Raw genomic sequence first — 22,470 nt, 5'->3', positions numbered from 1 at the left:
ATTTTAATATTAATCTAGTAAAGATATTTCTCTTTAATAATATTAATGTGATGGATTTCGTGTCCAACAATAGTTTTTAAAAAATTTTCAAGTGTAACTTCATCGCGCCCAGCCCATCCTTTTATATTCAATTGATTTTCAGATAAGCCTTTTATAAAACTAATGCTAGCTTTCCTTAAATTATTGTAATCATCCAAAAGTTCACTGAACGTTAACTCTTCAAAGCGACTGTTGTTCACCAATAAATTTTGGTCGTAACCCCAAAGTTCCACCTTCTGGTTTCTGCTCGTTAAAAAGGCGCGATAAATCTTTATCCTCTCGTGGTCAGTTATGTGGCCGACAATTTGTTTGATACTCCATTTATCGCTCCGATATCTAAAGCCGGCCTTTTCCTCGTCGATTGAATTCAAAAAATCTGAAATCGATTCAGAGGTGAAAAGTGATAAAAGATCTGAATTTTCCACAAATTCCAGATAATAGGGAAGACCGTCCGTGGGTAAATGTTTCATACTATTTAATGCGATCAAAGTAGTTTTTACTATTTATCGTTCGGTAAAGTTTTGAATAATTTTTTCAGCAATTACTTTCGCCAATTTTTCCTTGCTTTCAAGAGTCCATCCAGCAATATGTGGGCTTAAAATTACATTATCCATCGCAAAAAGTTCCTTTAGTGAAATGGGCAGATTATCAGAATCGAAAAGGGTCTCGAAGGAACCTTTTTCAAATTCCAACACGTCTAGCCCTGCTCCGAGAATTTTTTGAGATTTCAGAGCTGCCACCAAATCGGCAGTAACAACGCTTTTTCCACGGGCGGTGTTTATAAGCCAAAATGGTTTTGAAAATGAATTGATAAAATTAGCATTTACCATTTTGTCCGTCAATGGGGTCCACGGCGTGTGAAGGCTTAAAACATCGGCTTTTTGCTGCAATTCTTTTAAAGAAACCTGTTTGGCCTTTTGATCGCCAATGTTTTCTTTTATGTCGAAACAGATAACTTCGCAATCAAAGCCACGCAATTTTCTAGCGAAGGCTTTGCCCATATTGCCGTAGCCAATTATTCCAACTGTTTTTCGGTCCAGCTCCACGCCACGGTTTGCTTCACGGTTCCATAAACCGTTTTTAACCTCGCTGTCGGCCTTATTTAAATTGTTAAACAGCGATAGCAGCATTCCTAATGTATGCTCGCCTACGGCATTCCTATTGCCTTCCGGCGCGGCGATTAATTGGATGCCGCGTTTTTCAGCATATTCCGCATCAATGCTTTCCAATCCGGCACCCACGCGAGCGATGAACTTCAAGTTTTTGGCAGCCTTGAGAAATTGCTTATCAATATTGAAACGGCTTCGGATAACAATTCCATCGTAATTTACAATGATTTCCTCAATTTCAGATTTTGAAGCTTTATAGTTTTCATCATTTGAAAATCCGGCATCCTCAAGCATTTTCAGCAATAATGGATGGTTGCTATCAATATGAAGGATTTTCATCTTCAAAAATTATTCGTGTGAATTTGGATTCTGCTGCGGATAGGCAGTCATTTCCCTTTCGGAAAGATTTGATATTTTATAAAAATGCTTTTTGCCGTTCCGCATAAAACCGATTACAGCCTCATTTTCTTCCAATTTGAATGGAATCTGTGGCGTATTTTGCGCCTCTTTCATTGGGTCACTGTCCATAATGTAATCCGTGCTGTTAGCGTCTTTAAAATAGGCAACATATTGCAACGGTTGATTTTCCTTGGCTGGTGCCGCTTTATCGCGAAAATAGATTTCTTGAATAGACACTTCTGTGTCCAAATCAGTGAAATTTATATAAACATTTGTGCCGCGACCGCCCTCCTTTACGCCGGCAACCCATTTTTGATAATATGCCTCAGCAATTTTAAAAGGCGGATTTTTTTCCAAAACAATCTTTTCACCTGAATTCTGAGCGCCACCACAGTTTGAAAAGCTGAGTAAAAGTATTGGAACAATTAATAGCGATATAAATATTTTTGCATTTTTCATTCATTAAAATTACAAATTTAAACCAATAAAAAAGCCTTCCAAAAAAACGAAAGGCTCCATTGAAAAAAGTTTAATAAATTTTATCCAGCCAATGCCTCAGCACCGCCCACAATCTCGAGAATTTCGTTTGTAATGGCAGCTTGGCGCGCTTTGTTGTATTGAAGCTTCAATGAATCGCGAAGCTCTTTTGCGTTGTCGGTTGCTTTGTGCATCGCCGTCATACGTGCTCCGTGCTCACTCGCAACACTATCGCGAAGCGCTTTGAACAATTGTGTTTTCAAGCTTTTTGGGATCAGCGCCTCAACAATTTCTTCTTTTGAAGGTTCAAAAATGTAGAAGGTTTCAGTAGTTTTTGCTTCTTGGCCTTCAATTGGTTTTGGAGGCATAATTGGCAAAAGCTGCTCGGTCATCACAAGTTGTATGGCCGCATTTTTGAAATGGTTGTACACTAAAATAATCCTATCATATTTTCCTTCGGAAAAAAGATTCATCAGCTTTTCAGCGATTTCAGAAGTGTTTTCAAAGGAAAGATCATCAAAAATGCCGTTGTTATTTTCTAGAATAGTCCCGGATTTTTTCAGAATATCATTTCCTTTTTTTCCGAGTGTCATAAAATCCACCTGCTTTCCGGCGTAGGTGTTTGCTGCAAGACTACGCGCTTCCTTTATAATATTTGTATTAAAAGCTCCAGCCAGACCACGATTACTGGTAATTGCAACAACCAAAATTTTATTCGCCTCGCGCTGGTCTGAATACTTGCTTCCGGTATCGGCATCAAGCGTGGCGCTTAGGTTTTGCAAAAGTTCGGTAAGCTTTTCAGAATAGGGACGCATTGCCGTAATGGCATCCTGGGCCTTTTTCAACTTTGCGGCAGAAACCATTTTCATGGCGCTGGTAATCTGCATCGTAGAACCTACGGATGATATTCTGTTACGTATTTCTTTTAAGTTAGCCATTTCTCAAGTTATGAGTTATGAGTTATGAGTTATGAGTTTTTGATTATTGAAACCAAAATCCGTATTAGCTCATCACATTTTACTTTCAAATTGTTTGGAATTTCCATAGTCGTAGCCTCAATAAGCTCTAACCAATATTCCGTTTCGTCTGCCTCTTTTAAAGCAATTCCAAATTTATTTTTAAAATCTTTGGTGCTAACTCCACGTTGTGCTTCGCGAACGTTGGCGCCAATACTTGTTCCACTTCTAAGTAATTGGGAAGCAATTTCAAACTCTCGTTTTTCTTTCAGAATTCTGGAGAACTGAACAATTTCACAAGCAAACTCAAAACTTTTAATTCGAATTTGGCTTTTATACAAATCGCTCATAACTCATAACTCTGAACTCTGAATTCCTAACTACTTTTTATATTTCGCCGAAAGATCTGCAGCAACAGATGCCATTACGTCAATCGCTTCATCAGTCAGTTTACCTGCTTTTAGATCATTAAGCGTGTCTCTGTGCTTTACGTTCAACATTTCAAGATAATCTCTTTCAAATTCTTTAATCTTATCAACAGGAACGTTACGCATTAAGTTTTTTGAACCCGCATAAATAACCGCAATTTGATCTTCAACTGTGTATGGATCGTTTTGTGCTTGTTTAAGAATTTCAACGTTTCGTTTTCCTTTTTCAATTACGTTAAGAGTTGCGGCATCCAAATCTGAACCGAATTTCGCAAACGCTTCCAATTCACGGAAAGCTGCTTGATCCAGTTTCAAGGTACCTGCCACCTTTTTCATCGACTTAATCTGTGCGTTACCACCCACACGCGATACCGAAATACCTACGTTAATAGCTGGACGAACCCCCGCGTTGAACAAATCTCCGTCAAGGAAAATCTGCCCATCGGTAATCGAAATTACATTGGTTGGGATATACGCCGAAACGTCGCCTGCCTGTGTTTCAATAATAGGAAGTGCAGTTAAAGAACCTCCACCCTTTACGATTCCCTTCAATGATTCCGGAAGGTCGTTCATTTCCTTTGCGATATCATCATCTGCAATAACCTTAGCTGCACGCTCCAACAAACGGGAGTGAAGGAAGAAAACGTCTCCAGGATAAGCCTCACGTCCCGGTGGACGACGAAGCAAAAGGGAAACCTCCCGGTATGCAACCGCTTGTTTTGAAAGATCATCATAAATAATTAAAGCTGGTCGGCCTGTATCACGGAAATATTCCCCAATTGCAGCTCCTGCGAAGGGAGCATAAACCTGCATAGGCGCCGGATCTGAAGCGTTTGCAGCAACAATTGTAGTGTAGGCCATTGCACCTTTGTCCTCAAGAACTTGGGCAATGTTCGCAACGGTGGATGCTTTTTGACCTACCGCAACATATATACAATACACCGGTTGGCCTGCGTCATAAAATTCTTTTTGGTTCAAAATGGTATCGATACAAACGGTAGATTTACCTGTTTGGCGGTCACCAATTACAAGTTCACGCTGGCCACGGCCCACGGGAATCATTGCATCGATTGACTTAATACCTGTTTGAAGTGGCTCAGTTACCGGCTGACGGTAAATTACACCAGGAGCTTTACGTTCCAAAGGCATTTCGTAAGTTTCACCAGTGATTGGACCTTTACCGTCGATAGGCTGACCCAATGTGTTTACCACACGGCCAACGATGCCTTCACCTACTTGAAGAGAGGCGATTCGTTGGGTACGTTTTACGGTTGAACCTTCCTTAATTTCTTTTGAAGGACCCAAAAGTACGATACCTACGTTGTCTTCTTCAAGGTTCAATACAATACCTTCAAGGCCGCTTTCAAAGGCTACCAATTCGCCATATTGTGCGTTTGAAAGTCCGTATGCACGCACAATACCGTCACCCACGGTCAACACAGTTCCTACTTCATCCAGGGAAGCGCTAGCTTCAAAGCCTGTGAGTTGTTGCTTCAATATTGCTGATACTTCAGCTGGTTTTACTTCTGCCATTTTTATTTCTATTTATGATTTTACCCTTTGACTGCGCTTAGGGTGACACAAAAATTATATTGATTTACTAAATTCTCTTTTTAAATTTCCTAATTGGTTTGCGATGCTCGCGTTGTATTGGATATCGCCCACGCGGAGGATAAAACCTCCAATAATTGCTGGGTTGATATCATTTTTTAGCGTTACTTTTTCGCTTCCGGTCAATTCCTTCACTTTGGCCATTACTTTTTCTTCCAATTCTGAAGAAAGTGGGACGGCAGTGGTAACGGTTGCTACTTTTACACCTTGTTGGTCATTATATAAATCCACGTAGCTTTTGGCCACATTTCCCAATAAGGAAATACGTTTGTTATCCACCAGTATTTTAATAAGTGAATGGGTAGCTTCTGACTGGCCGCTGAAAATTTTCAACAACGCGTTCTTTTTATCATTTGCCTTTATAACCGGACTCTGAAGCACGGTTTGTAATTCGCGGCTGTTTTCAATGGTGCTGTGCACAGATTGCATCTCGCCAAAAACAACCGCTTCCGTATTGTTCTCGTTTGCTTTCTGCAAAATTGCCTTTGCGTAACGTATCGCTGCTCTGCTCATTGAGGTATTAGTTTAATTTGGCGTCGCCCAACATTTGGTCAACCAATTCCAATTGCTTGTCTTTGTCGGAAAGTTCGTGTTTTACTACTTTTTCGGCAATTTCAAGGGAAAGGCTTGCTACTGTTTGCTTCATTTCTGCAATTGCAGCTTTCTTTTCGCTTTCAATAGCAGTTTGCGCTTGAACTATCATTTTATCAGCTTCTGACTTTGCTTCTTCTTTGGCGTCCGCGATCATTTTTGTTTTGATTTCGCGAGCATCCTTTAGCATTGCCTCACGCTCCGAACGGGCTTCCTGCAACAGTTTTTCATTGTCTGCCTGAAGATTCTGCATTTCGAGCTTGGCTTTTTCAGCGGCATCCAATGCACCTTGGATTCCTTCTTCTCTTTCGTTTAAGGAATTCAGGATCGGTTTCCAAGCAAATTTCACCATTAAGAAAATAAGCACTAATAAAATGACCGTTTGCATTATAAACAGTCCGGGAGAAAAATCATTTAATAATTGATCCATATCTATGAATATTACCCAAAGGGAAAATAAGATTGTTATTTATTGTCTTAAAAAATCCACTTCCTGCAACCAACCGTTACAGGAAAGTGAATTAGGTTTTGGTTGGATTACTTTCCTAAGAAAAGTGCACCAAATGCCAGACCTTCTAAAAGGGCAGCAATAATAATCATTGCTGTTTGGATTTTACCGGTTGCTTCTGGCTGACGAGCAATAGCTTCCATTGCGCTACCACCAATTTTACCTAAACCAATACCAGCTCCAATAACGATTAGACCTGCACCTACTAAATTTGGAACCATTGCTTCCATAAAAAAATGTATAAATATTAATTAAACAAAAAAATTAAACTACTATATAAAATCGGCACGAACATCCTCGGCATCTGTGTGCTCAGGCGTGCCGTCAGAATCGTGTTCATGATCGTGTTCCGCTACTGCCATACCGATAAATAAGGCCGAAAGCATTGTAAAAATATACGCCTGTAAGAACGCAACTAAAATTTCAATTACCGATATAAACAGCGCCAATACAAACGAAAGAGCGGTTGATCCTACCGGGGTGATTTCGGCTTTTAAGGTTATCATAATGGCCACAAGGCTCATTACAATAATATGTCCTGCGGAAATGTTTGCGAACAAACGAACAAGCAGCGAAAATGGTTTGATGATAAAGGCTCCCACCAATTCTATTACGGCCAAAACGGGACGAATTAAAATGGGCACGCCAGGCATCCAAAGCATGTGCATCCAATAATCCCTATTTCCACTTGCCGTATATATTATTAGGGTGAAAATGGCCAATGCGGCAGTTACTGCAATTTGACCTGTAACGTTAAAACCTAGGGGTGTTAAACCCAAAAGGTTCAATATCCAAATAAAGAAGAACACAGTCATTAGATAGCCCGTGAACTTTCTGTACTTTTTTTCGCCAATGTTTGGTTTTGCTATTTCGTCTCGAACGTAGATTACCAAAGGTTCCAAAACACGACCGAAACCTTTTGGAATACGTCTATTTTTATACTGTCTTGCCAATGAGGAAAACCACCATAACATTAACAAACCTATTACTAAAATTCCGAAAACACTTTTTGTTATTGATAGATCCAAAGGTCGCGAGGCATTTGTTGGATGGTGCTCGGCGTCAAAAATCATTGATGCGGCGCCATTTTCCAACTCATATATTTTACCATGGAAGTTCACAAAACGGCTGCCATTTTTCTCTACCACAACTTCACCGTTTGTGTCGTGATGGAATTCGGAAGACATAAAAGTTGTGATGCCATTTTCCCCAACCAAAATTACCGGAAGCGGAAAGCCTACGTGAACACGTTCACCTGCATCATTTGTATAGGAAACCAAATGGAAATCATGTGCATCTTTAATATGGTGCTGTATGTAATCCCTTATTTCACCCTCAGTGTTAATGCGCTCATCGTTTTGAGCTTCGTTGCCATTGACCTCATTGGCAACACTGCTGATTGTAAATAGCAAACTAAATAATAACCCAAAAAATTTAATTGAATATAATGCTCTTTCCATTGCTTTTCTTGAAAAAATAACGCCTCTCTAATTCGGGCGCAAAAATAGGGAATTTCTCAATAAAAACCTGTTATAAAATGATTTTTATATTTTAAAGCTTATTATTTAGGATTCTTACAATTATTATAACCTCTAAAAACAAGAAAAGGAAGATAGGAACCAATAAAGAAAAACTGTCCACTTTAGAGAGTTCGTGAGAAGAAAAAAGTATGTCGCTGAAAAACAGGCAAAAAACTGCGATTTTTAAAACCATGGCGCCCAGGTAAAGAAAACCCAACTGTTCACGATATTTTTCAGAGGTTCTCGCAATTATTTCAAATGAAATACAAAGTATCAACGTTGCAAAAAATTGAAATATATAAATTTTCCAAATTTGAAAAGGGTGTATTACTTCAAAATAATTGAGGATAAAAAAATGGAAGGAATATCCAACTATTAGAACTAGGAGGCTGAGTAATGTGTAGTGAAGAACCTTTTTTGCAAGCATTTTACTTATTGATATTGTTTACTCCCTTAATAACACTGAAAATTGAAATGAAAATAGCGAGAATGGTTATAGTGGGTTCTAAGAAATTTTTATCGAAAGTTGCGTCCAGCCATTTGCCGAGCAAATTCCCCAGAAAAATGGTAAGCCCCATTTGTATTCCAATGCCTGAAAGCGCTACCCATTTGTTCCCGCCATTTTTTTTATTGTTAGCCATTAAAGAAAGACGTTGATTATTCGGTTTCGGGTTGGCTGGTTATTTTTTTAACTCGCTGCTGACGGTCATAAGGATGAGGTTTTGTGTTGTCCAGGTGGGTTTGATCCTTTTCGGAATTGCTTTTGAAGGTACCACTGTGCATCACGCAGGAGGCATTCATCGTGGCACCTGTTTCCACAGCTAGTTTACCGACAATTACATCACCATCTATCACGGCTGTGGATTTAAGGGATAATGTGCCAGAAACTTGAAGATTGCCTTCAAACCTTCCTTCAATATCCGCGTTTTCACAGGAAAGTGTACCAATAATAACCCCGGTTTTTCCCAAAACTACTTTTGATGGAGTTTTTACATTGCCTTCAACAGTGCCATCTATTCTGAAAAAGCCTGTGGAGGTAATGTCTCCCTTTAAATTTGTGCCTTCGTTAATTCGATTTTGGGCAGATCCTGGCTCGGCGGTTATTTTCTTTTCCTTTTTTTCTGAAAACATAGCAGTGGGGTTTAAGGTTACTATTCTGTTATTCGTTTTGTTGATGGGACTATTGCTGGACTACTTCCTTCTGTAAATATTCATCCAGGTTTTTATGGATTTGGATGATTTTGTAATTTGGAGAGGAAATTTCAAAGAATGGATTTTTGATCAGATATTTCTTATTTTCCTTTAAAACCTCACCGAAGCCGCGGGCACCAAGTTTGGTTTTTAAACCATGAACAATTACCAATTGGTTTTGTGGATCATAATAATCTATCGAGGTTTGCATATCGGTGTAATAGTAGTCCGCTATGGCCTTGTCCAAAAGATCTTTCAATTTTTGAGCTGCTTCGTCCTCTTCCTTTGTGAATTTATAAACCAGTTTCCAACTATCGGACTTTTCATCAGGCACAAATTCCTTCACTGCAACCACAGGCAATACATTGCTGTATATTAACTGTGCCTGTTTGCCTTCCTCAGTACTTGGATAATTCAAAGAAACAAAGTTCAATGCTTTTTTATATGCCTCAAAACCTTGTTGGCGGCCAATAGCGGTTGCTTTTAGCAATTCGAATTTGGGCACAATATCGTTACCATTATACACCATCATATAGTCCTCAGCTTTTTGGATAACTTCGGCATATTTGGCGGCTTCAAATTCCTTGTAGAGTTCTTTGTACTTAAATTCGGGACTCGACTCATCCGTGGGCAATTGTGAATTCGGATTGCGCAGAATTTCAGCGTAACGCGTGTCCCCATGATTATTCAAAATATCATTTTTGTATTTAGTGGCTTCGGAAGGATTTTCCAAAACTTCATAAATCTTAACCAAATTGTATTTCGCGGGAACAATCAAACGTTCTTCCGGATTGTATGTTAGCAATGTTTCCAGCCTGTTGGCAGCAAGATTATATTCTTTAAATTTTTCTTTGTAAATCAATCCCAGTTGATAATACGCAAAATTTCTGTCCTTGGCTAAACTGTCAATAACCTTTTCGTCCGTCGGGATACGCGCAATATAAGTTTCCGGCTTGAACAACTCGTTTGTGGCTATTGGGGTTATTGCCACCGCTTGTTCATCAGAATTTATTAAGGAGGTTTGTTTGTTCGAAAGTCTCCAATTATCCTCTAGTTTTCGGTCTCCCCAAACTTTTCTGAATTCCCCTTTTCCGTAGGCCACCGTGGAGGAATTGTAAAAATAGAAAGTGCTGTTTCCTTTGTTAGGGCCGGAAGCGGTGCTTTTTTCATAAAATTCCTTGTTGGCAATTTTTTGCTCCACTTTAATGGCTTCCAAAGAATCCTTTACGGCCTGTTCTTTCAGTCTTGAAGTGTAATTGGTAAAAAAAGCCAACTGCTCAGCCTCCGTCATATTTGCTATTCTAAGAATGCTATCGTTGGTGGCTGCTATGTCCTCATATTTTATAACATCGTCCAGATTTTCACGTTTTTTGGTTATCCGTCGCCATTGACGGCTGTTATCCTCTAAAAAGGTTAAGGTACTGTCATAATACGCTCCGGCATTTTTATATTCGGCATTGTTGAAAGTTATTTCCGCCAACGTTTGGTAATTCACGGATTGAAGGACTCTATCCTGTTTAAAGGCTTTAATTGATTTGTTATAATATTTAATCGCTGTTTCGGTACTGTCGCTATTCAGATAGTAATCTCCAAATTGATTATAGATTCTGTCCAAAAATGGACGGTTCTCACGGTTTGCTTCAAGATCCTGCAACAATTCCAGAAAGGCAGTACGGTCTCCCTTATCATAATCGAAATTTTTTCCCTTCTCCAAATATGCGCTAATCAAATACGTACGCGAAGTTTTGCGGTTCATAGCTATAACCTCATCAAAGGCAATGTTGGCACTGTCTCTCTCGCCCAGGCGATTGTAAAGTTGGCCTTTTATAAAGGTGTATCTTCCTTTAAGTTCTTTATCCTTTACATTTTCTTCGGCAATTTTAATATAATCGAGAGCAGGGGGCAGCGAATCCAGATTGATAAATGCTTGCGCCATCATTGCTGAGCCATCGGCTAGTTCTTCTTCAGTTAATTCTGCGGTCTCAAACATTTTCTTAAGATTTTCAATGGCAAATTCCTCATTCTTTAAACGAATATTTGTTTTTGCCTTCCAAACCTTTGCTACATTGATGTTGTTACTTGTGGGATATCGGTCCAGAATAAAATTGAAAGCATCCATCGCGGGAATAAAACGACCGTCATAATATCGCGCCTTTCCCAAAAGCATATACGCCTCGTCAATCTGCGGATTATATTCCTTTCCGTCGATATACATGCTATGTTTTTGTATGGCCTTTGCGGCCTTTTCCTCAGCACGATTAAAATCGGCATTTTTGGAGTTGTTGGGAGCTTTTGCATCAGCTTCCTCAATATTGATACGCTCTACCGGAAGAATTTCCCAGAAATTATCGCGAAAGCCATAAGCCAATTGTTCCTTGCCATCCTCAAAGGCCAAATCGCCGTTGTAAAGGGTATTAAATTCCGTTGTTACGGCGTGGACATTTCTGTTTAAAAAGGTATTTTTTTTGCGGGAACAGGCTGCCAAAAAAACAACAGCGAGTGTGAATAGGGTAATTTTATATATGCCTTTCAAAATGGTTTCAGTTTATATAGTATTGTAACTTAAAAGGTTCTTTTTTAGTATGTAGAATCGCTAAAGAGCGGTAAAAATACACTTCTTTTTAATATCTACTAATTGAAATACTGAAAAATTGGAACGCATTAAAAGCCCATAAAACTTTGTTTCCCTGAATTCCTTTGTATTTTTGCGAAAAAAATTTAAGATTATGAGCGAGTTTCATACGCTTACCGTTTCCGAAGTAAAAAGTGAAACCCCCAATTCGGTTTCCATCAGTTTTGACCTTCCCGAAAATTTAAAAAATACCTTTGCCTTCAAGGCGGGACAATACATTACCATAAAATATCTAGACGGCGGTAAGGAAATTCGCCGCGCCTATTCCATCTGTTCCTCCCCCAAAAGTGGTATTTTGAAAGTAGGAGTAAAAAAAGTGGACAAGGGCGCTTTTTCAATGTATGCCAATAATCAATTAAAAGCTGGCGATACGTTACGAGTGATGCCCCCCACGGGAAAGTTCATACTTGAACCAAATCTGAAAAATTATGCCGCCTTTGCCGCCGGAAGTGGCATAACGCCGGTGCTTTCTTTGATAAAATCTACTTTGGAAGATATGCCCCAAAGTAAATTCTTGTTGGTTTATGGGAATCAGAATATTGCGGAAACCATGTTTTACAACGATATTCTAGAACTTCAAAAACAATTTCCCAAACGGTTTTTTGCCGAATTTGTGTTCAGCAGAAAGGAAGAGGAGAATGCCAGATTTGGAAGAATTGACCGTGCCATGGTAAATTTTTTCCTAAAGAATAAATATGCCGAAACTACCTTTGAAGCGTTCTACTTATGCGGCCCAGAAGAAATGATTGACGAAGTTTCAGCAACTTTGAAACACAACGGCATCAATTCAAAACAAGTACACCACGAATTATTTTCCACAGCGGAAAAAGGGCTTTTGGTTGAAAAACACGATGGCAACACAACCGTAAGAGTTATTCTGGACAATGACGAGGAAACGTTTGAAATGCCGCAGACCAAAAGCATTCTTGAAGCTGCATTGGACGAAGGTTTAGATCCACCATATTCATGCCAGGGCGGAATTTGCAGTACATGCATCGCCCGCTTAAAAGAAGGAAAGGCTGAAATGCGCAAAAACCAAATCCTTACCGAAGCGGAAATTGCCGATGGATTGATACTTACCTGTCAAGCGCACCCCACGACGCCGACGGTTGTTGTGGATTATGATGATGTGTAAGTAAGTTCCCGAATTTTATGCACTACAGTTTCAGGAGCAATAGTCTTCATAACTTCCTCATAACCGCTGGGAAATTTATTCCCGTAAATTGAAGTAGGAATTAGCGGAAACTTTTCGCGGTTAGAAAGTAGCTGGTTGGTTTCCGGCTGATTAAAAGGTGCAAAACCCGCAAAAGGATGCGTCACGCCCCAAAGCGTAAGTACGGGAACGCCAAATATTGCAGCCAGATGCCCGTTGCCACTGTCCATGGAAAACATTAAATCCAGATTCGAAATCAGGGTGAGCTCTTCCTCAAAAGTGAGTTTTCCGGCAACATTCAATACGTTTGCGAATGGATGCTCAAGTTTTTTAAGTAGCTCCAGTTCCTTTTTCCCCCCACCGAAGAGGAAGATTCGGTATTTTTCAGTTCTGTCAAGTTCACGGATTACCTCGGCCATTAAAGCGAGAGGATACATTTTGCTCTGATGGGCAGCAAAAGGAGCGATGCCGATAAGTTTTTTGTTTTCAACCCCCAAAAGTGCGTTAAGTTTGGGTGACAATTTTTTCTTCGCTGGCGCGATATGTTCCTTTAAATTTATGGGAAAACCGAGTTTTCCAAACACCTCGGCATAGCGCTGATGGGTGGTTTTTAATTGGGTAATCGCCCCGCCCTTAGCAGAAACCAATGCTTTCTTTTCGGCTCTCCCCTTATCGACAGTGGCGATTTTCACATCTTTAAATTTCAGATAATTCGTAATTATTTTGGAACGGATAACATTGTGAAGATCAGCAACAGCATCAATTCCCAAATCCTTCGCCTCATTTGCCAATTTAATAATCCCGAAGCGTTTGTGCCTTCCTTTCAAATCGGCTTCCAAAAAATTGATGTTGGGAATTCCTTCAAATAAAGGTTTGAAAAACGGGCGCGAAAGTACTGTGATTTTTACATCGGGATAGGTTTGTGAAAAAACCCGAAGCACTGGCACCGCCATAGCGACATCGCCCATTGCGGAAAGGCGAATTACTAATATGTGATTAATTTTGGGCATTGTGAAATTGTCCCATTAGGGTTGGTTAAGGAGCTTTATTTCCGCGAAGAACTGGATTTAACTCATCGTCATTGTACATTTTCATTTGCTTGTATACTTTCATATATTTTCTGCCGTGCGCAATATCATCAAGCAATTGGTTGATGGCGGTACTTAAATCCACCCGTTGTTCCAACAGAATATCAAGTTTCGCTTGGCAAGCCATTTGGTGTTCCTGCGAAGCATCGGTGCGGTTTGCCTCTTCATTCATATGAAAAACTTTTAACGCCAAAATGGAAAGGCGGTCAATGCCCCACGCCGGACTTTCGGTGTTTATGGTTGCCTCTTCACTTACTTTTACATCCTTAAATTTTTCGAGAAAATAGCTATCGATGTACTCAACCATATCGGTCCTATCTTGGTTCGAAGCATCAATTTGGCGTTTCAATTTTAAAGCGGCAACTGGGTCAATATTTGGGTCGCGAATTATATCCTCATAATGCCACTGCACCGTATCTATCCAGCATTTTCGGTAAAGCAAATGTTCAATTAAATTGCTTTCGTTATCATACGGATTGCCGAAGGATTGGTCCACGGTGTTGATTTCGTGGTATTTTTCAATTACTTCTGCGAAGATTTTATTTGCTTTGTCTGAGAACATACTTTTATTTTTTATTCGTAAACATCCCCCTTGCTCCCTACAATGGGGAATAGGTGACGCTATTATTATTCAAAATTTTTCTAAAATGTGCAAATATTCAAAAGTTTCCGAGGCTTTGTGGTTTCGGTTTTCGGTTTTGTCGGCTTTAAATCTTTGGTATTTCTTTGTTTCCAAAGTGTAATTTCCAAAACGTTCCATGATCGTTTGCACTTCCATTTGATCCATTAATCCTTCGTTGTTATAACTCAGGAAGATGTACTGAAATTGGGCATTTTCAATCAATTCCCCAAAACTTTTTAACACTTCACCCTTGCGACACCAATCACTTTTATAATAATCGCGCAGCCCGGTTTTCCCCTGTGGCACAAAGGTATCATATTTTGCGATAGTATTTAACAAATGGTAGTTGGCGCCGTATTGGCGCGCATTGTAAGGCGGGTCCAAATAGAGGATGTCACCTTCAATTTTCTTTATCAATTCGTTACTGTCTTGCTGAAAAACCCGATGGGAATTTTCCGTTGTTTGAAAAATGGCGGGTTTAATGACCAATGTTTTTGCCGCGGAAGCTTTTACGTGCTTTAAATATGCACCATAAACCGAAGCGGTGTTGGCAACTTTATCGGCGCTCTCCAAAAGGGAAGCGAGTAAAAAGAAATATTGGTCTTCAGTAATTGTTGAAGCATTTTTCCAATGCTCAATTTGAAGTCGGATGGCATCTATTTTCTGCCCATTTTCTGAGGTGAAATAATTTCGTCCAGCTTTTCCGCTTTGAGAATAATTCTGAAAGATGAAACCCTTTTTTCCGCTAAGGGCATTCAATTCTTTTAAGAAATCTTCATAATCAAAAGAAACGTGATTGCCGATGTAATTTCGGTTCAGCACAAAACTATAATATTCAACATCGTTTGCGATTACTTGTTTGACGTGGGGTTTAAAGTTTCGTCCCACAATTCCGGTTCCTGCAAAAAGGTCGCAAAATATTTTTTGTGAAAGTCCATTTCCGCAGGTTTTGGCCACCGCTGTAAAAATGAAGTTAGAGAGTTTATGTTTGCTGCCAATGTAATTCATTCTGAAACCCAGATTATGTCGCTCAAAGTTATTTGATTTTCGGCAAAAGTAAAGGTTGATAATAGTTCTTCATCGAAAGATTGCACATACTTCTTAATGGCTTTTTTCAGCAATGAAATTTCAGCCTTCATTTTCCAATGTTCACCGTTGTGATTATATACCACAATGAAAAGGCGGTTTTTGGAATGATGCCGCTTTTGGGAGCTTTGATTTTCGTAAAGCCAGGTAATCAATTCAGCTTTGTGTGTTTGGGCATATTCAAACCTTTTATTAAATTGCCTAGGAAACACCGAAGTTTTATGGTCAAAGGGAATTCCAAATAGGTAGAAATCCTTTTCGGAATCCTTTCGGTCTGCAAGTGTTTCAACGTTTTCCATTTCTGCAAAAATCTGTTCCACGGCCTGTGCGCTCCAGAAGTTGTACCATCGGTTTGCGGCATATTGAAAAATATGCTGTTTGTTAAAATTATGGGTTTTTACCAAGTTGGCAATTTGGGGAATTAGCGCTTCCCAATAGGGCGTGCTATATATAAAATTGGTGCGATTGTCCCATAAATCATTCTGCTTTTGAAACCATTTATACGGATATTGATGGCGCTTTTTTAACTCTTGTTCAATTTCTGAAAGATTCGGTAGGCTCATAAAAACAAAAATACGAAGGGTAAAATTAATATTAGCCAAAGCATAATTTCCTTAAACCAAAATTCCGACATGTCTTTTTCCATAAATCGGTCCGTATCAAAACCTTCAATATAATTGGCAGCAATAATGGAGACGGGTGCTAAGACAAAAAGTAATTCGGCGCCTGTTTTTTGGGGCCCGAACAGCGCCACCAATAAACTGGTTATGCTCAGGTAAAGCATTAAAAGATAATTGGATTTTTCCTTAAGAGATACTGCGGACAGCCTTATAATCCGATAGGCGCCGGTCCAAATGTAAAAACCTAGAATTACAGTTGCAGGCACTAATACCGACGCGGCATTGTATTTTGAAAAGTCAAAGCTTATGGGTTTATTCCAGTTAAAAAACCAGTCAAATGAATTTGACATCAAAAGTTGATAGGCTGTATTCATCATAAAAATAGCCAAAAATCCCGTAAACGGAATCAACATCTGTTTATAGTTGGAATTTGGTTTTTGAATAATGGCGAACCACAATGGAACAAAAAACAAAAGACTCCAGAAATAGAATAATGAAGCAATCGTTATCCAAACACTTGCATCTAGAATTTTTTTTGATGAATTTCTATCGCTCCGCAGGCTCATAATCCGGCGCAGGGCCAATATTAGAAAAGCATTTGCCAAAAGAATGTTGTGCTGAAGAAAGATAACCGGTAACATGGAAATAAAGCAGGTAAAAAAGAAAATGGCGAAGGTGTTCGACTTCGTTAAATGATTTTTACGAATTATAAAATCCAAGAGCAACAGCATCAATACACTAAGCAAAATGAAAGCGCCATGAACAAAGAGGAGATAGGGTGTAATTACTAATGAAGAACCCGAGATGGAACCAAAAAGATAACCAACCACAATAAAAACACCGAGAATCAAATAATTTACCGGGCTAGATTTTCCAAAAAAGCTTGTAAGCATAGGTGGTTATTTTATATTTTTGTGGGCTAAAGATTAAAGATATGACTTGGAAAGGTATTTGGGAAGGAATCGCCTTCCTTTTTGAAAATGTTCTGTTTATCCCGTATGATGCTTTAAGAAGCCTAGAATTGGACAGTTGGTGGCTTGCCAATTTTTTCTCTTGGGTATTTTTGATTATCGGGTCGGTTGCTTTCGTTTATTGGATGATCCAATTGAAAAAATTTGATGAAAACGAAGAGAGCACTTATACTTACAACGAAAATCCAAAATAGCTTAAAGGTCAAAACCAATATCACTACGATACTTCATCCTGTCAAAAGATAGTTTTTCTATATTTTGATAGGATTTTTTTAGTGCCTTTCTGAAATCATCATCCAAAGATGTGACCGCCAAAACACGCCCTCCATTGCTTAAGATTCTTCCATTTTCAGTTTTTGTACCCGCGTGAAAAACTAGTGATCCTTCCACATTTTCCAATCCAGAAATTTCCTTTCCTTTTTCGTAATCTTCGGGATATCCGCCGGAAACTAGCATGACCGTGGCAGCAGCCCTTTGGTCAATTTCAATTGAAAGTGAATTCAACTTTTGGTGGTAGGTGGCTTCCAATACATCCACCAAATCCGTTTTAATTCTGGGCAACACCACTTCGGTTTCCGGATCGCCCATGCGTACGTTGTATTCAATTACGTAGGGCTCGTTGCCCACTTTTATCAAGCCTATGAAAATAAAACCTTTGTAATCAATTTTTTCTTTGGAAAGACCTTTTACCGTTGGTTTTACAATTCGTTCTTCAATTTTTTCCATCAAAACCTCATCGGCAAATGGTACTGGGGAGATGGCGCCCATTCCGCCAGTATTTAGACCGGTATCGCCTTCCCCAATTCGTTTGTAATCTTTCGCCGTGGGAAGGATTTTATAATTTTTGCCATCGGTAAGCACAAAAACGCTGAGTTCAATGCCGTCCAAAAATTCCTCAATCACTACTTTGGAACTTGCCTCGCCAAACTTGCTGTGGGCGAGCATATTTTCAAGTTCTTGTTTTGCCTCGTTCAAATCGTTTAAAATCAAAACGCCTTTTCCGGCGGCAAGACCATCCGCTTTTAAAACGTAGGGCGGTTTCAGGTTTTCCAAAAATATTTTTCCCGCTTCCAAGGATTTCGCCGTAAAAGTTTCATAGGCGGCGGTGGGAATGTTGTGCAGCACCATAAATTCCTTTGCGCGCTGTTTGCTGCCTTCCAGCAATGCGCCACGTTTTGAAGGGCCAATTAGCATCACCTTTTGCAATTCGGCATCATCTGAAAAATAATCGGCAATTCCGTGGACCAAGGGATCCTCGGGACCGACGATAACCATAGCGATTAGGTTTTCCAAAACGCATTTCTTCACCGCTTCAAAATCGGTTACCTTTAGTTCCACATTTGTTGCGATGGAAGCAGTACCGGCATTTCCGGGGGCCACAAAAAGTTTTTCGCAGCGATTGCTCTGAGCAATTTTATAGGCAAATGTATGCTCGCGACCGCCGGAACCTAGGATGAGGATATTCATAGTTAAATTATTTAAATCTATATAAGTTATGACAACCTTGGAGGAAGATTGGAATGTTTTGTTTTCGGAGTCAAAAATAATTGTTTGTACCTTGAACCGCTAATTTATTTAATGCGAATTTGGCTTTTGGCCATTATGGGATTCATTTTAAATTAAAAACTATCTTTTGAGACTTTTCGATTTTTCACTGTTTTTAAAACGCTTCCCCATAAAAGAAGCCAAGGAGGAATTGCGGCAAATTTCCGAAGTAAAAGACGCAGATTATGAGGCATTTTTGAATTCTAAAAAAACCGAGATCGTCGCGTATCATTTAAGGAATAATCCGTTTTATAAAAATAAAGTGACGAATGGTTTTTCAGATTGGGAATCGCTTCCAATTTTGACAAAACAGGATTTCCAAATTCCGTTGAGGGAAAGGCTTTCAAAAGGATTTTCAGATAAAAATATTTATACCAACAAAACTTCGGGCTCAAGCGGAAATCCCATTCGGTTTGCAAAAGATAAGTTTAGCCACGCCATTACCTGGGCGTACCATATGGAAAGGTTTGGCTGGTACGGCATTGACTTCAACAGCTCATTGCAGGCACGTTATTACGGAATTCCTTTGGATTCGGTGGAGAATAAAACGGTTCGCTTAAAAGATTTTTTAGCAAAAAGGTATCGGTTTTCAATAAATGATCTTTCGGAAAAGGCACTGGATGGAATGTTGAATATATACAAACAAAGACCTTTTGAGTATATAAACGGGTACACCAGCAGTATTGTACTGTTTGCGAAATATTTGAAGGGAAAAAATATAATTTTAAAAAATGTCTGCCCAACGTTGAAGGTGTGCATTGTTACTTCTGAAATGCTATTTGAGGATGACAAAAAACTGCTTGAAAACCAATTGGGAGTTCCAATTGTAAACGAGTATGGCTGCTCGGAAGCCGGGGTCATTGCCTTTACAAATCCTCAGGGAGAATGGCAGGTAGATTCCAAAACGCTATTTGTTGAAATTTTGGACCAAGCGGATAAGCCACTTCCATTGGGAGAAAAAGGGCGAATTGTGATAACTTCACTTCACAACAAAGCGCATACATTTATCCGTTATGAAATTGGCGATTACGGCGCTTTAAGCGAAGGAAGCACTTTTAAAAAACCTATTCTTAAAACCTTGGTTGGGAGAACAAATGACTTCGCAATACTGCCAAGCGGAAAGAAAGCTGCTGGAATGACCTTTTACGTAATTACCAAAAAGATAATGGAGGAGAGCGGAAACATACAGGAATTTAAAGTGGTTCAAACAGAGATTGATACTTTCGAAATCAATTATGTGAGTTTGGAAGAATTGACGGAAGAAAAAAAGACTGTTATTTTAAAAACTCTTGAGCAATTTTTGGAGCCAGGATTGACTTTTAAATTCCAACGAAAAGTACAATTGGATAGAAGTGAAAGTGGGAAATTGAAACAGTTTGTTTCGTTGGTTGAAAATTAATCACACAAAACGTGCAAAAGGAAATTCTTATAATAAGCAACTATTTCCCTCCTGAAAAGGGCGCAGCAGCCAATCGTATTTCCAGTCTGGCGGAAGCCATGGGCGCTGCCGGTTTTAATGTGACAGTTGTTTGCCCTTTGCCCAATTACCCCACGGGGCAAGTTTTTCGGGAATATAGGGGTAAACTTTCAGCTGTTGAATCTGCATCTTTCGGAAAAATAAAACGACTGTGGATATGGCCCAGCAATTCCGCAAATAAATTTGTAAGGTTATTGGCTATGGTTTCCTTTTCCTTTAGTTTGATTTTATACTTCCTTTTTGCCAAAACTCCCAAAAAAGTAGTTATTCAATATTCCCCTGTTTTTGTAGGATTTACGGCGGTGTGGATAGGACGTGTTTTATCGAAAAAAATAATTCTGAACGTTTCAGATCTTTGGCCATTGGCCGGACTGGAAATGGGGCTTCTACAGGAAGGAACATATTATAACCTATTACAGAAAATGGAAAAGTTCTGTTATAGAAATGCAGATTTGATTCTGGGGCAATCGGAAGAAATTCTGCAACATATATCGAATATCGAAAATGAAAAAGCTTTGTTTTTATATCGAAACATTCCAGATTTTGAAGTTTATTCTTTAGGGGAAAGGTCGCCATTCGCAGAAATAAAGATAGTTTACGCCGGCTTGTTGGGTATGGCACAGGGACTGTTGGGAATCTGCCAAAGGTTATCCTTCCCAAAAAGTGTAAGTCTCCATATTTACGGTGCGGGACCGGAAGCTGAAAAATTTAAAGTTTTTCAAAAAAATAATATTTTCTTTTATGGGGAATTTGAGAGGGAAAGGTTACACATTGAGCTTCAAAAATATGATATTGCTTTTGTGCCGTTGGTCAAAAGAATCTACGGTTCCGTTCCATCAAAAATTTTTGAATATTCCCGCTTGGGAATACCAATACTTTACTTTGCTGGGGGGGAAGGTGGCGAGATAGTGAAAACGGAATCCTTGGGATGGGTTATTCCCGTAAACGATTTTGAGGCTTTACAGGATTTTATAAACAATATATCTGAATTGGAATTGACACGATTTCCAAAAGCAACTGTCAGTCAAAATTCAATGCACACTTTTAACTTTAAGAAGCAGTTTGCGGCATTAATAACTTCAATAGAAAATGTTTAATATGCTTTTTCCTCACCGCGAAGGGCATTGTAAATGGTTTGGAATACAATTTTTATGTCGAGAAAAAGACTCCAGTTTTCAAGATAGAAAATATCGTACTTAACTCTTTTTATGATATGGCTCTCGCTTTCCACTTCGCCTCGGAAACCGCTTACTTGGGCTAACCCGGTTATGCCAGGCTTGATAAAATGGCGCACCATAAATTTGTCAATTCTTTCAGCATACATATGAGTGTGGCTAACCATATGGGGGCGCGGACCCACGACACTCATCTCCCCCTTGAGTACGTTTATGAACTGCGGCAGTTCGTCAATACTTGTTTTACGGATAATCCTTCCTACTCTGGTTACGCGTTCGTCACCTTTTTTTATCTGTTCCAAATGCGCCATCGGGTTCGGCTTCATCGAACGAAACTTATAGCAATAAAATTCCTTATAATCGAGGCCATTTCTCTTTTGCTTAAAGAAGACGGGGCCGTTTGATTCGAGCTTTATTAACAGGCCAAGTAAAGGCGTTAACCAAGAAAGAAGCCCAATAATAACAAACAAGGAAAGAAGCACGTCAAAGCTGCGCTTTAAAAATTTATTCAAAGGTTCGTCCATCGGGATTTTCCGCATGGAAAGGATGGGAAGAACGCCATAATACGTAAAATCCAATTTCTTGCTATAAATTTCTTTATTGTCGGGAAGGAACTTTAGGATTTTTAGATTATTGTCTACAAAATCCATCAGTTTAATTAGATCTTTGTTCCCAATTTCCGCAACGGAGGAATAGACTTCATCAATGTCATTTTTCAGAATATAATCCATACAAGCTTCTATCGAAACCTTTTCGGGGCCCTTTAGATCAAATGTTTTATAGAGTTTATAACCGTAAACAGGATTGTGGGTGAAAAATTTACGAAGCTGGTCCGTCTTTTGGTTCAACCCAATAATTACCACCTTTCGGACATTTCCGCCAAGGTGGAGTCTATATTTTTTAAGAAGGAAGAAAATACCCAGTTTCACTATAGAAATGCAGAGCATCACCCAAAAAATATATTTAAATATGGTTGAGGCAGAAGTGGGCAATTCATTGTAAAAACCGAAAAAAGAAAAAACGATCAAAATAAAAATAACTCCCTGCTTCCCGACCAATGACATTATTTTTGAAAGATGGGTGAAGCGGTAGATTTCGTAAAAACCCGAACGCAATGAGAGCACCAGCCACGCAACGGTCAAAAAGACTAGATAGTTAAAATAAGGAAAATGTGAGCCAAAGAATTTAAAAGCAATATAATGGATAAAGAAGAGGTCCACTCCATAAGAAATGGGCCGCAACCAACCAGAATATCTTCCGCTTTTAAACATT

25 protein-coding genes are annotated in these 22,470 nt (G+C 39.2%); 4 read left to right on the top strand and 21 right to left on the bottom strand.

The window, feature by feature from the left end:
• Positions 1-14: 14 nt before the first annotated feature.
• The 14 genes from QRD02_RS01975 to porW form a co-directional block, all read right to left on the bottom strand.
• On the bottom strand, positions 15-509 hold the full coding sequence (locus QRD02_RS01975) for a DinB family protein (protein WP_290253218.1): 495 nt from the start codon (positions 507-509) through the stop codon (positions 15-17).
• A 33-nt stretch (positions 510-542) separates the two neighbouring features.
• Positions 543-1,487, bottom strand: coding sequence for a 2-hydroxyacid dehydrogenase (locus tag QRD02_RS01970; RefSeq protein WP_290253217.1), 945 nt, complete (start codon positions 1,485-1,487; stop codon positions 543-545).
• Between the two features lie 9 nt (positions 1,488-1,496).
• Positions 1,497-2,006, bottom strand: coding sequence for a hypothetical protein (locus QRD02_RS01965; RefSeq protein ID WP_290253216.1), 510 nt, complete (start codon positions 2,004-2,006; stop codon positions 1,497-1,499).
• Between the two features lie 80 nt (positions 2,007-2,086).
• Positions 2,087-2,962: an ATP synthase F1 subunit gamma gene (atpG, locus tag QRD02_RS01960; RefSeq protein WP_290253215.1), complete on the bottom strand. Its 876-nt coding sequence runs from the start codon at positions 2,960-2,962 to the stop codon at positions 2,087-2,089.
• Positions 2,963-2,991: 29 nt separating this feature from the next.
• Complete coding sequence (locus QRD02_RS01955; protein ID WP_290253214.1) at positions 2,992-3,330, bottom strand: four helix bundle protein; 339 nt, start codon at positions 3,328-3,330, stop codon at positions 2,992-2,994.
• A 30-nt stretch (positions 3,331-3,360) separates the two neighbouring features.
• Positions 3,361-4,941, bottom strand: coding sequence for a F0F1 ATP synthase subunit alpha (atpA, locus tag QRD02_RS01950; RefSeq protein ID WP_290253213.1), 1,581 nt, complete (start codon positions 4,939-4,941; stop codon positions 3,361-3,363).
• Between the two features lie 54 nt (positions 4,942-4,995).
• Positions 4,996-5,532, bottom strand: a complete 537-nt coding sequence (atpH, locus tag QRD02_RS01945; RefSeq protein WP_290253211.1) for an ATP synthase F1 subunit delta — start codon at positions 5,530-5,532, stop codon at positions 4,996-4,998.
• A 7-nt stretch (positions 5,533-5,539) separates the two neighbouring features.
• Positions 5,540-6,040, bottom strand: a complete 501-nt coding sequence (locus QRD02_RS01940; RefSeq protein WP_290253210.1) for a F0F1 ATP synthase subunit B — start codon at positions 6,038-6,040, stop codon at positions 5,540-5,542.
• A 107-nt stretch (positions 6,041-6,147) separates the two neighbouring features.
• Complete coding sequence (gene atpE / locus QRD02_RS01935) at positions 6,148-6,348, bottom strand: ATP synthase F0 subunit C (protein WP_290253209.1); 201 nt, start codon at positions 6,346-6,348, stop codon at positions 6,148-6,150.
• Between the two features lie 42 nt (positions 6,349-6,390).
• Positions 6,391-7,578: a F0F1 ATP synthase subunit A gene (atpB, locus tag QRD02_RS01930; RefSeq protein WP_290253208.1), complete on the bottom strand. Its 1,188-nt coding sequence runs from the start codon at positions 7,576-7,578 to the stop codon at positions 6,391-6,393.
• 91 nt (positions 7,579-7,669) lie between these two features.
• Positions 7,670-8,065 carry a DUF6168 family protein gene (locus QRD02_RS14390; protein ID WP_353959561.1) on the bottom strand — a complete coding sequence of 132 codons (396 nt, stop codon included), beginning with the start codon at positions 8,063-8,065 and terminating at the stop codon, positions 7,670-7,672.
• 1 nt (position 8,066) lies between these two features.
• Positions 8,067-8,279 carry an AtpZ/AtpI family protein gene (locus QRD02_RS01925; protein ID WP_290253207.1) on the bottom strand — a complete coding sequence of 71 codons (213 nt, stop codon included), beginning with the start codon at positions 8,277-8,279 and terminating at the stop codon, positions 8,067-8,069.
• A gap of 16 nt (positions 8,280-8,295) precedes the next feature.
• Positions 8,296-8,769, bottom strand: a complete 474-nt coding sequence (locus tag QRD02_RS01920; protein ID WP_290253206.1) for a bactofilin family protein — start codon at positions 8,767-8,769, stop codon at positions 8,296-8,298.
• Between the two features lie 49 nt (positions 8,770-8,818).
• The gene (porW, locus tag QRD02_RS01915; RefSeq protein ID WP_290253205.1) at positions 8,819-11,362 is read right to left on the bottom strand and encodes a type IX secretion system periplasmic lipoprotein PorW/SprE; all 2,544 of its coding nucleotides are present in this window, start codon (positions 11,360-11,362) and stop codon (positions 8,819-8,821) included.
• A 193-nt stretch (positions 11,363-11,555) separates the two neighbouring features.
• Between porW and QRD02_RS01910 the strand changes: the two genes are divergently transcribed.
• On the top strand, positions 11,556-12,596 hold the full coding sequence (locus tag QRD02_RS01910) for a ferredoxin--NADP reductase (protein WP_290253204.1): 1,041 nt from the start codon (positions 11,556-11,558) through the stop codon (positions 12,594-12,596).
• Here the strand turns inward: QRD02_RS01910 and QRD02_RS01905 are convergent.
• The 5 genes from QRD02_RS01905 to QRD02_RS01885 form a co-directional block, all read right to left on the bottom strand.
• The gene (locus QRD02_RS01905; protein WP_290253203.1) at positions 12,581-13,624 is read right to left on the bottom strand and encodes a glycosyltransferase family 9 protein; all 1,044 of its coding nucleotides are present in this window, start codon (positions 13,622-13,624) and stop codon (positions 12,581-12,583) included. The two genes, QRD02_RS01910 and QRD02_RS01905, sit on opposite strands and share 16 nt — an antisense overlap.
• Before the next feature lie 25 nt (positions 13,625-13,649).
• A complete protein-coding gene (locus QRD02_RS01900; protein WP_290253202.1) occupies positions 13,650-14,264 on the bottom strand; it encodes a DUF4254 domain-containing protein in 615 nt (204 codons plus the stop codon).
• 69 nt (positions 14,265-14,333) lie between these two features.
• A complete protein-coding gene (locus QRD02_RS01895; protein ID WP_290253201.1) occupies positions 14,334-15,332 on the bottom strand; it encodes a DNA adenine methylase in 999 nt (332 codons plus the stop codon).
• Complete coding sequence (locus QRD02_RS01890) at positions 15,329-15,973, bottom strand: hypothetical protein (protein ID WP_290253200.1); 645 nt, start codon at positions 15,971-15,973, stop codon at positions 15,329-15,331. Before QRD02_RS01890 ends, QRD02_RS01895 begins: the two co-directional genes overlap by 4 nt.
• Positions 15,970-16,923 (bottom strand): DUF6427 family protein, encoded by a 954-nt coding sequence (locus QRD02_RS01885; protein ID WP_290253199.1) that lies wholly within the window; start codon positions 16,921-16,923, stop codon positions 15,970-15,972. The genes QRD02_RS01890 and QRD02_RS01885 overlap by 4 nt, the downstream gene beginning before the upstream one ends.
• 41 nt (positions 16,924-16,964) lie before the next feature.
• On the opposite strand from QRD02_RS01885, the gene QRD02_RS01880 reads away from it, so the two are divergent.
• Entirely contained in the window at positions 16,965-17,195 is a 231-nt protein-coding gene (locus tag QRD02_RS01880) for a DUF6341 family protein (RefSeq protein ID WP_290253198.1), read from the top strand.
• Between the two features lies 1 nt (position 17,196).
• Here the strand turns inward: QRD02_RS01880 and purD are convergent, their stop codons facing one another.
• Positions 17,197-18,468: a phosphoribosylamine--glycine ligase gene (gene purD / locus QRD02_RS01875; RefSeq protein WP_290253197.1), complete on the bottom strand. Its 1,272-nt coding sequence runs from the start codon at positions 18,466-18,468 to the stop codon at positions 17,197-17,199.
• Positions 18,469-18,634: 166 nt separating this feature from the next.
• Here purD and QRD02_RS01870 point away from each other — a divergent pair, with 166 nt between their 5' ends.
• Both QRD02_RS01870 and QRD02_RS01865 read left to right on the top strand, forming a co-directional pair.
• Complete coding sequence (locus tag QRD02_RS01870) at positions 18,635-19,945, top strand: phenylacetate--CoA ligase family protein (protein WP_290253196.1); 1,311 nt, start codon at positions 18,635-18,637, stop codon at positions 19,943-19,945.
• Between the two features lie 11 nt (positions 19,946-19,956).
• Entirely contained in the window at positions 19,957-21,120 is a 1,164-nt protein-coding gene (locus QRD02_RS01865) for a glycosyltransferase family 4 protein (protein ID WP_290253195.1), read from the top strand.
• Here the strand turns inward: QRD02_RS01865 and QRD02_RS01860 are convergent.
• A complete protein-coding gene (locus QRD02_RS01860) occupies positions 21,117-22,469 on the bottom strand; it encodes an exopolysaccharide biosynthesis polyprenyl glycosylphosphotransferase (protein WP_290253194.1) in 1,353 nt (450 codons plus the stop codon). The genes QRD02_RS01865 and QRD02_RS01860 overlap by 4 nt on opposite strands.
• Position 22,470 lies beyond the last annotated feature (1 nt).

Source organism: Aequorivita aurantiaca (assembly GCF_030410135.1).
Classification (GTDB): Bacteria; Bacteroidota; Bacteroidia; order Flavobacteriales; family Flavobacteriaceae; genus Aequorivita; species Aequorivita aurantiaca.
The sequence above is the reverse complement of the archived record's forward strand: the minus strand, read 5'-3'. Positions and strand labels throughout refer to the sequence as shown.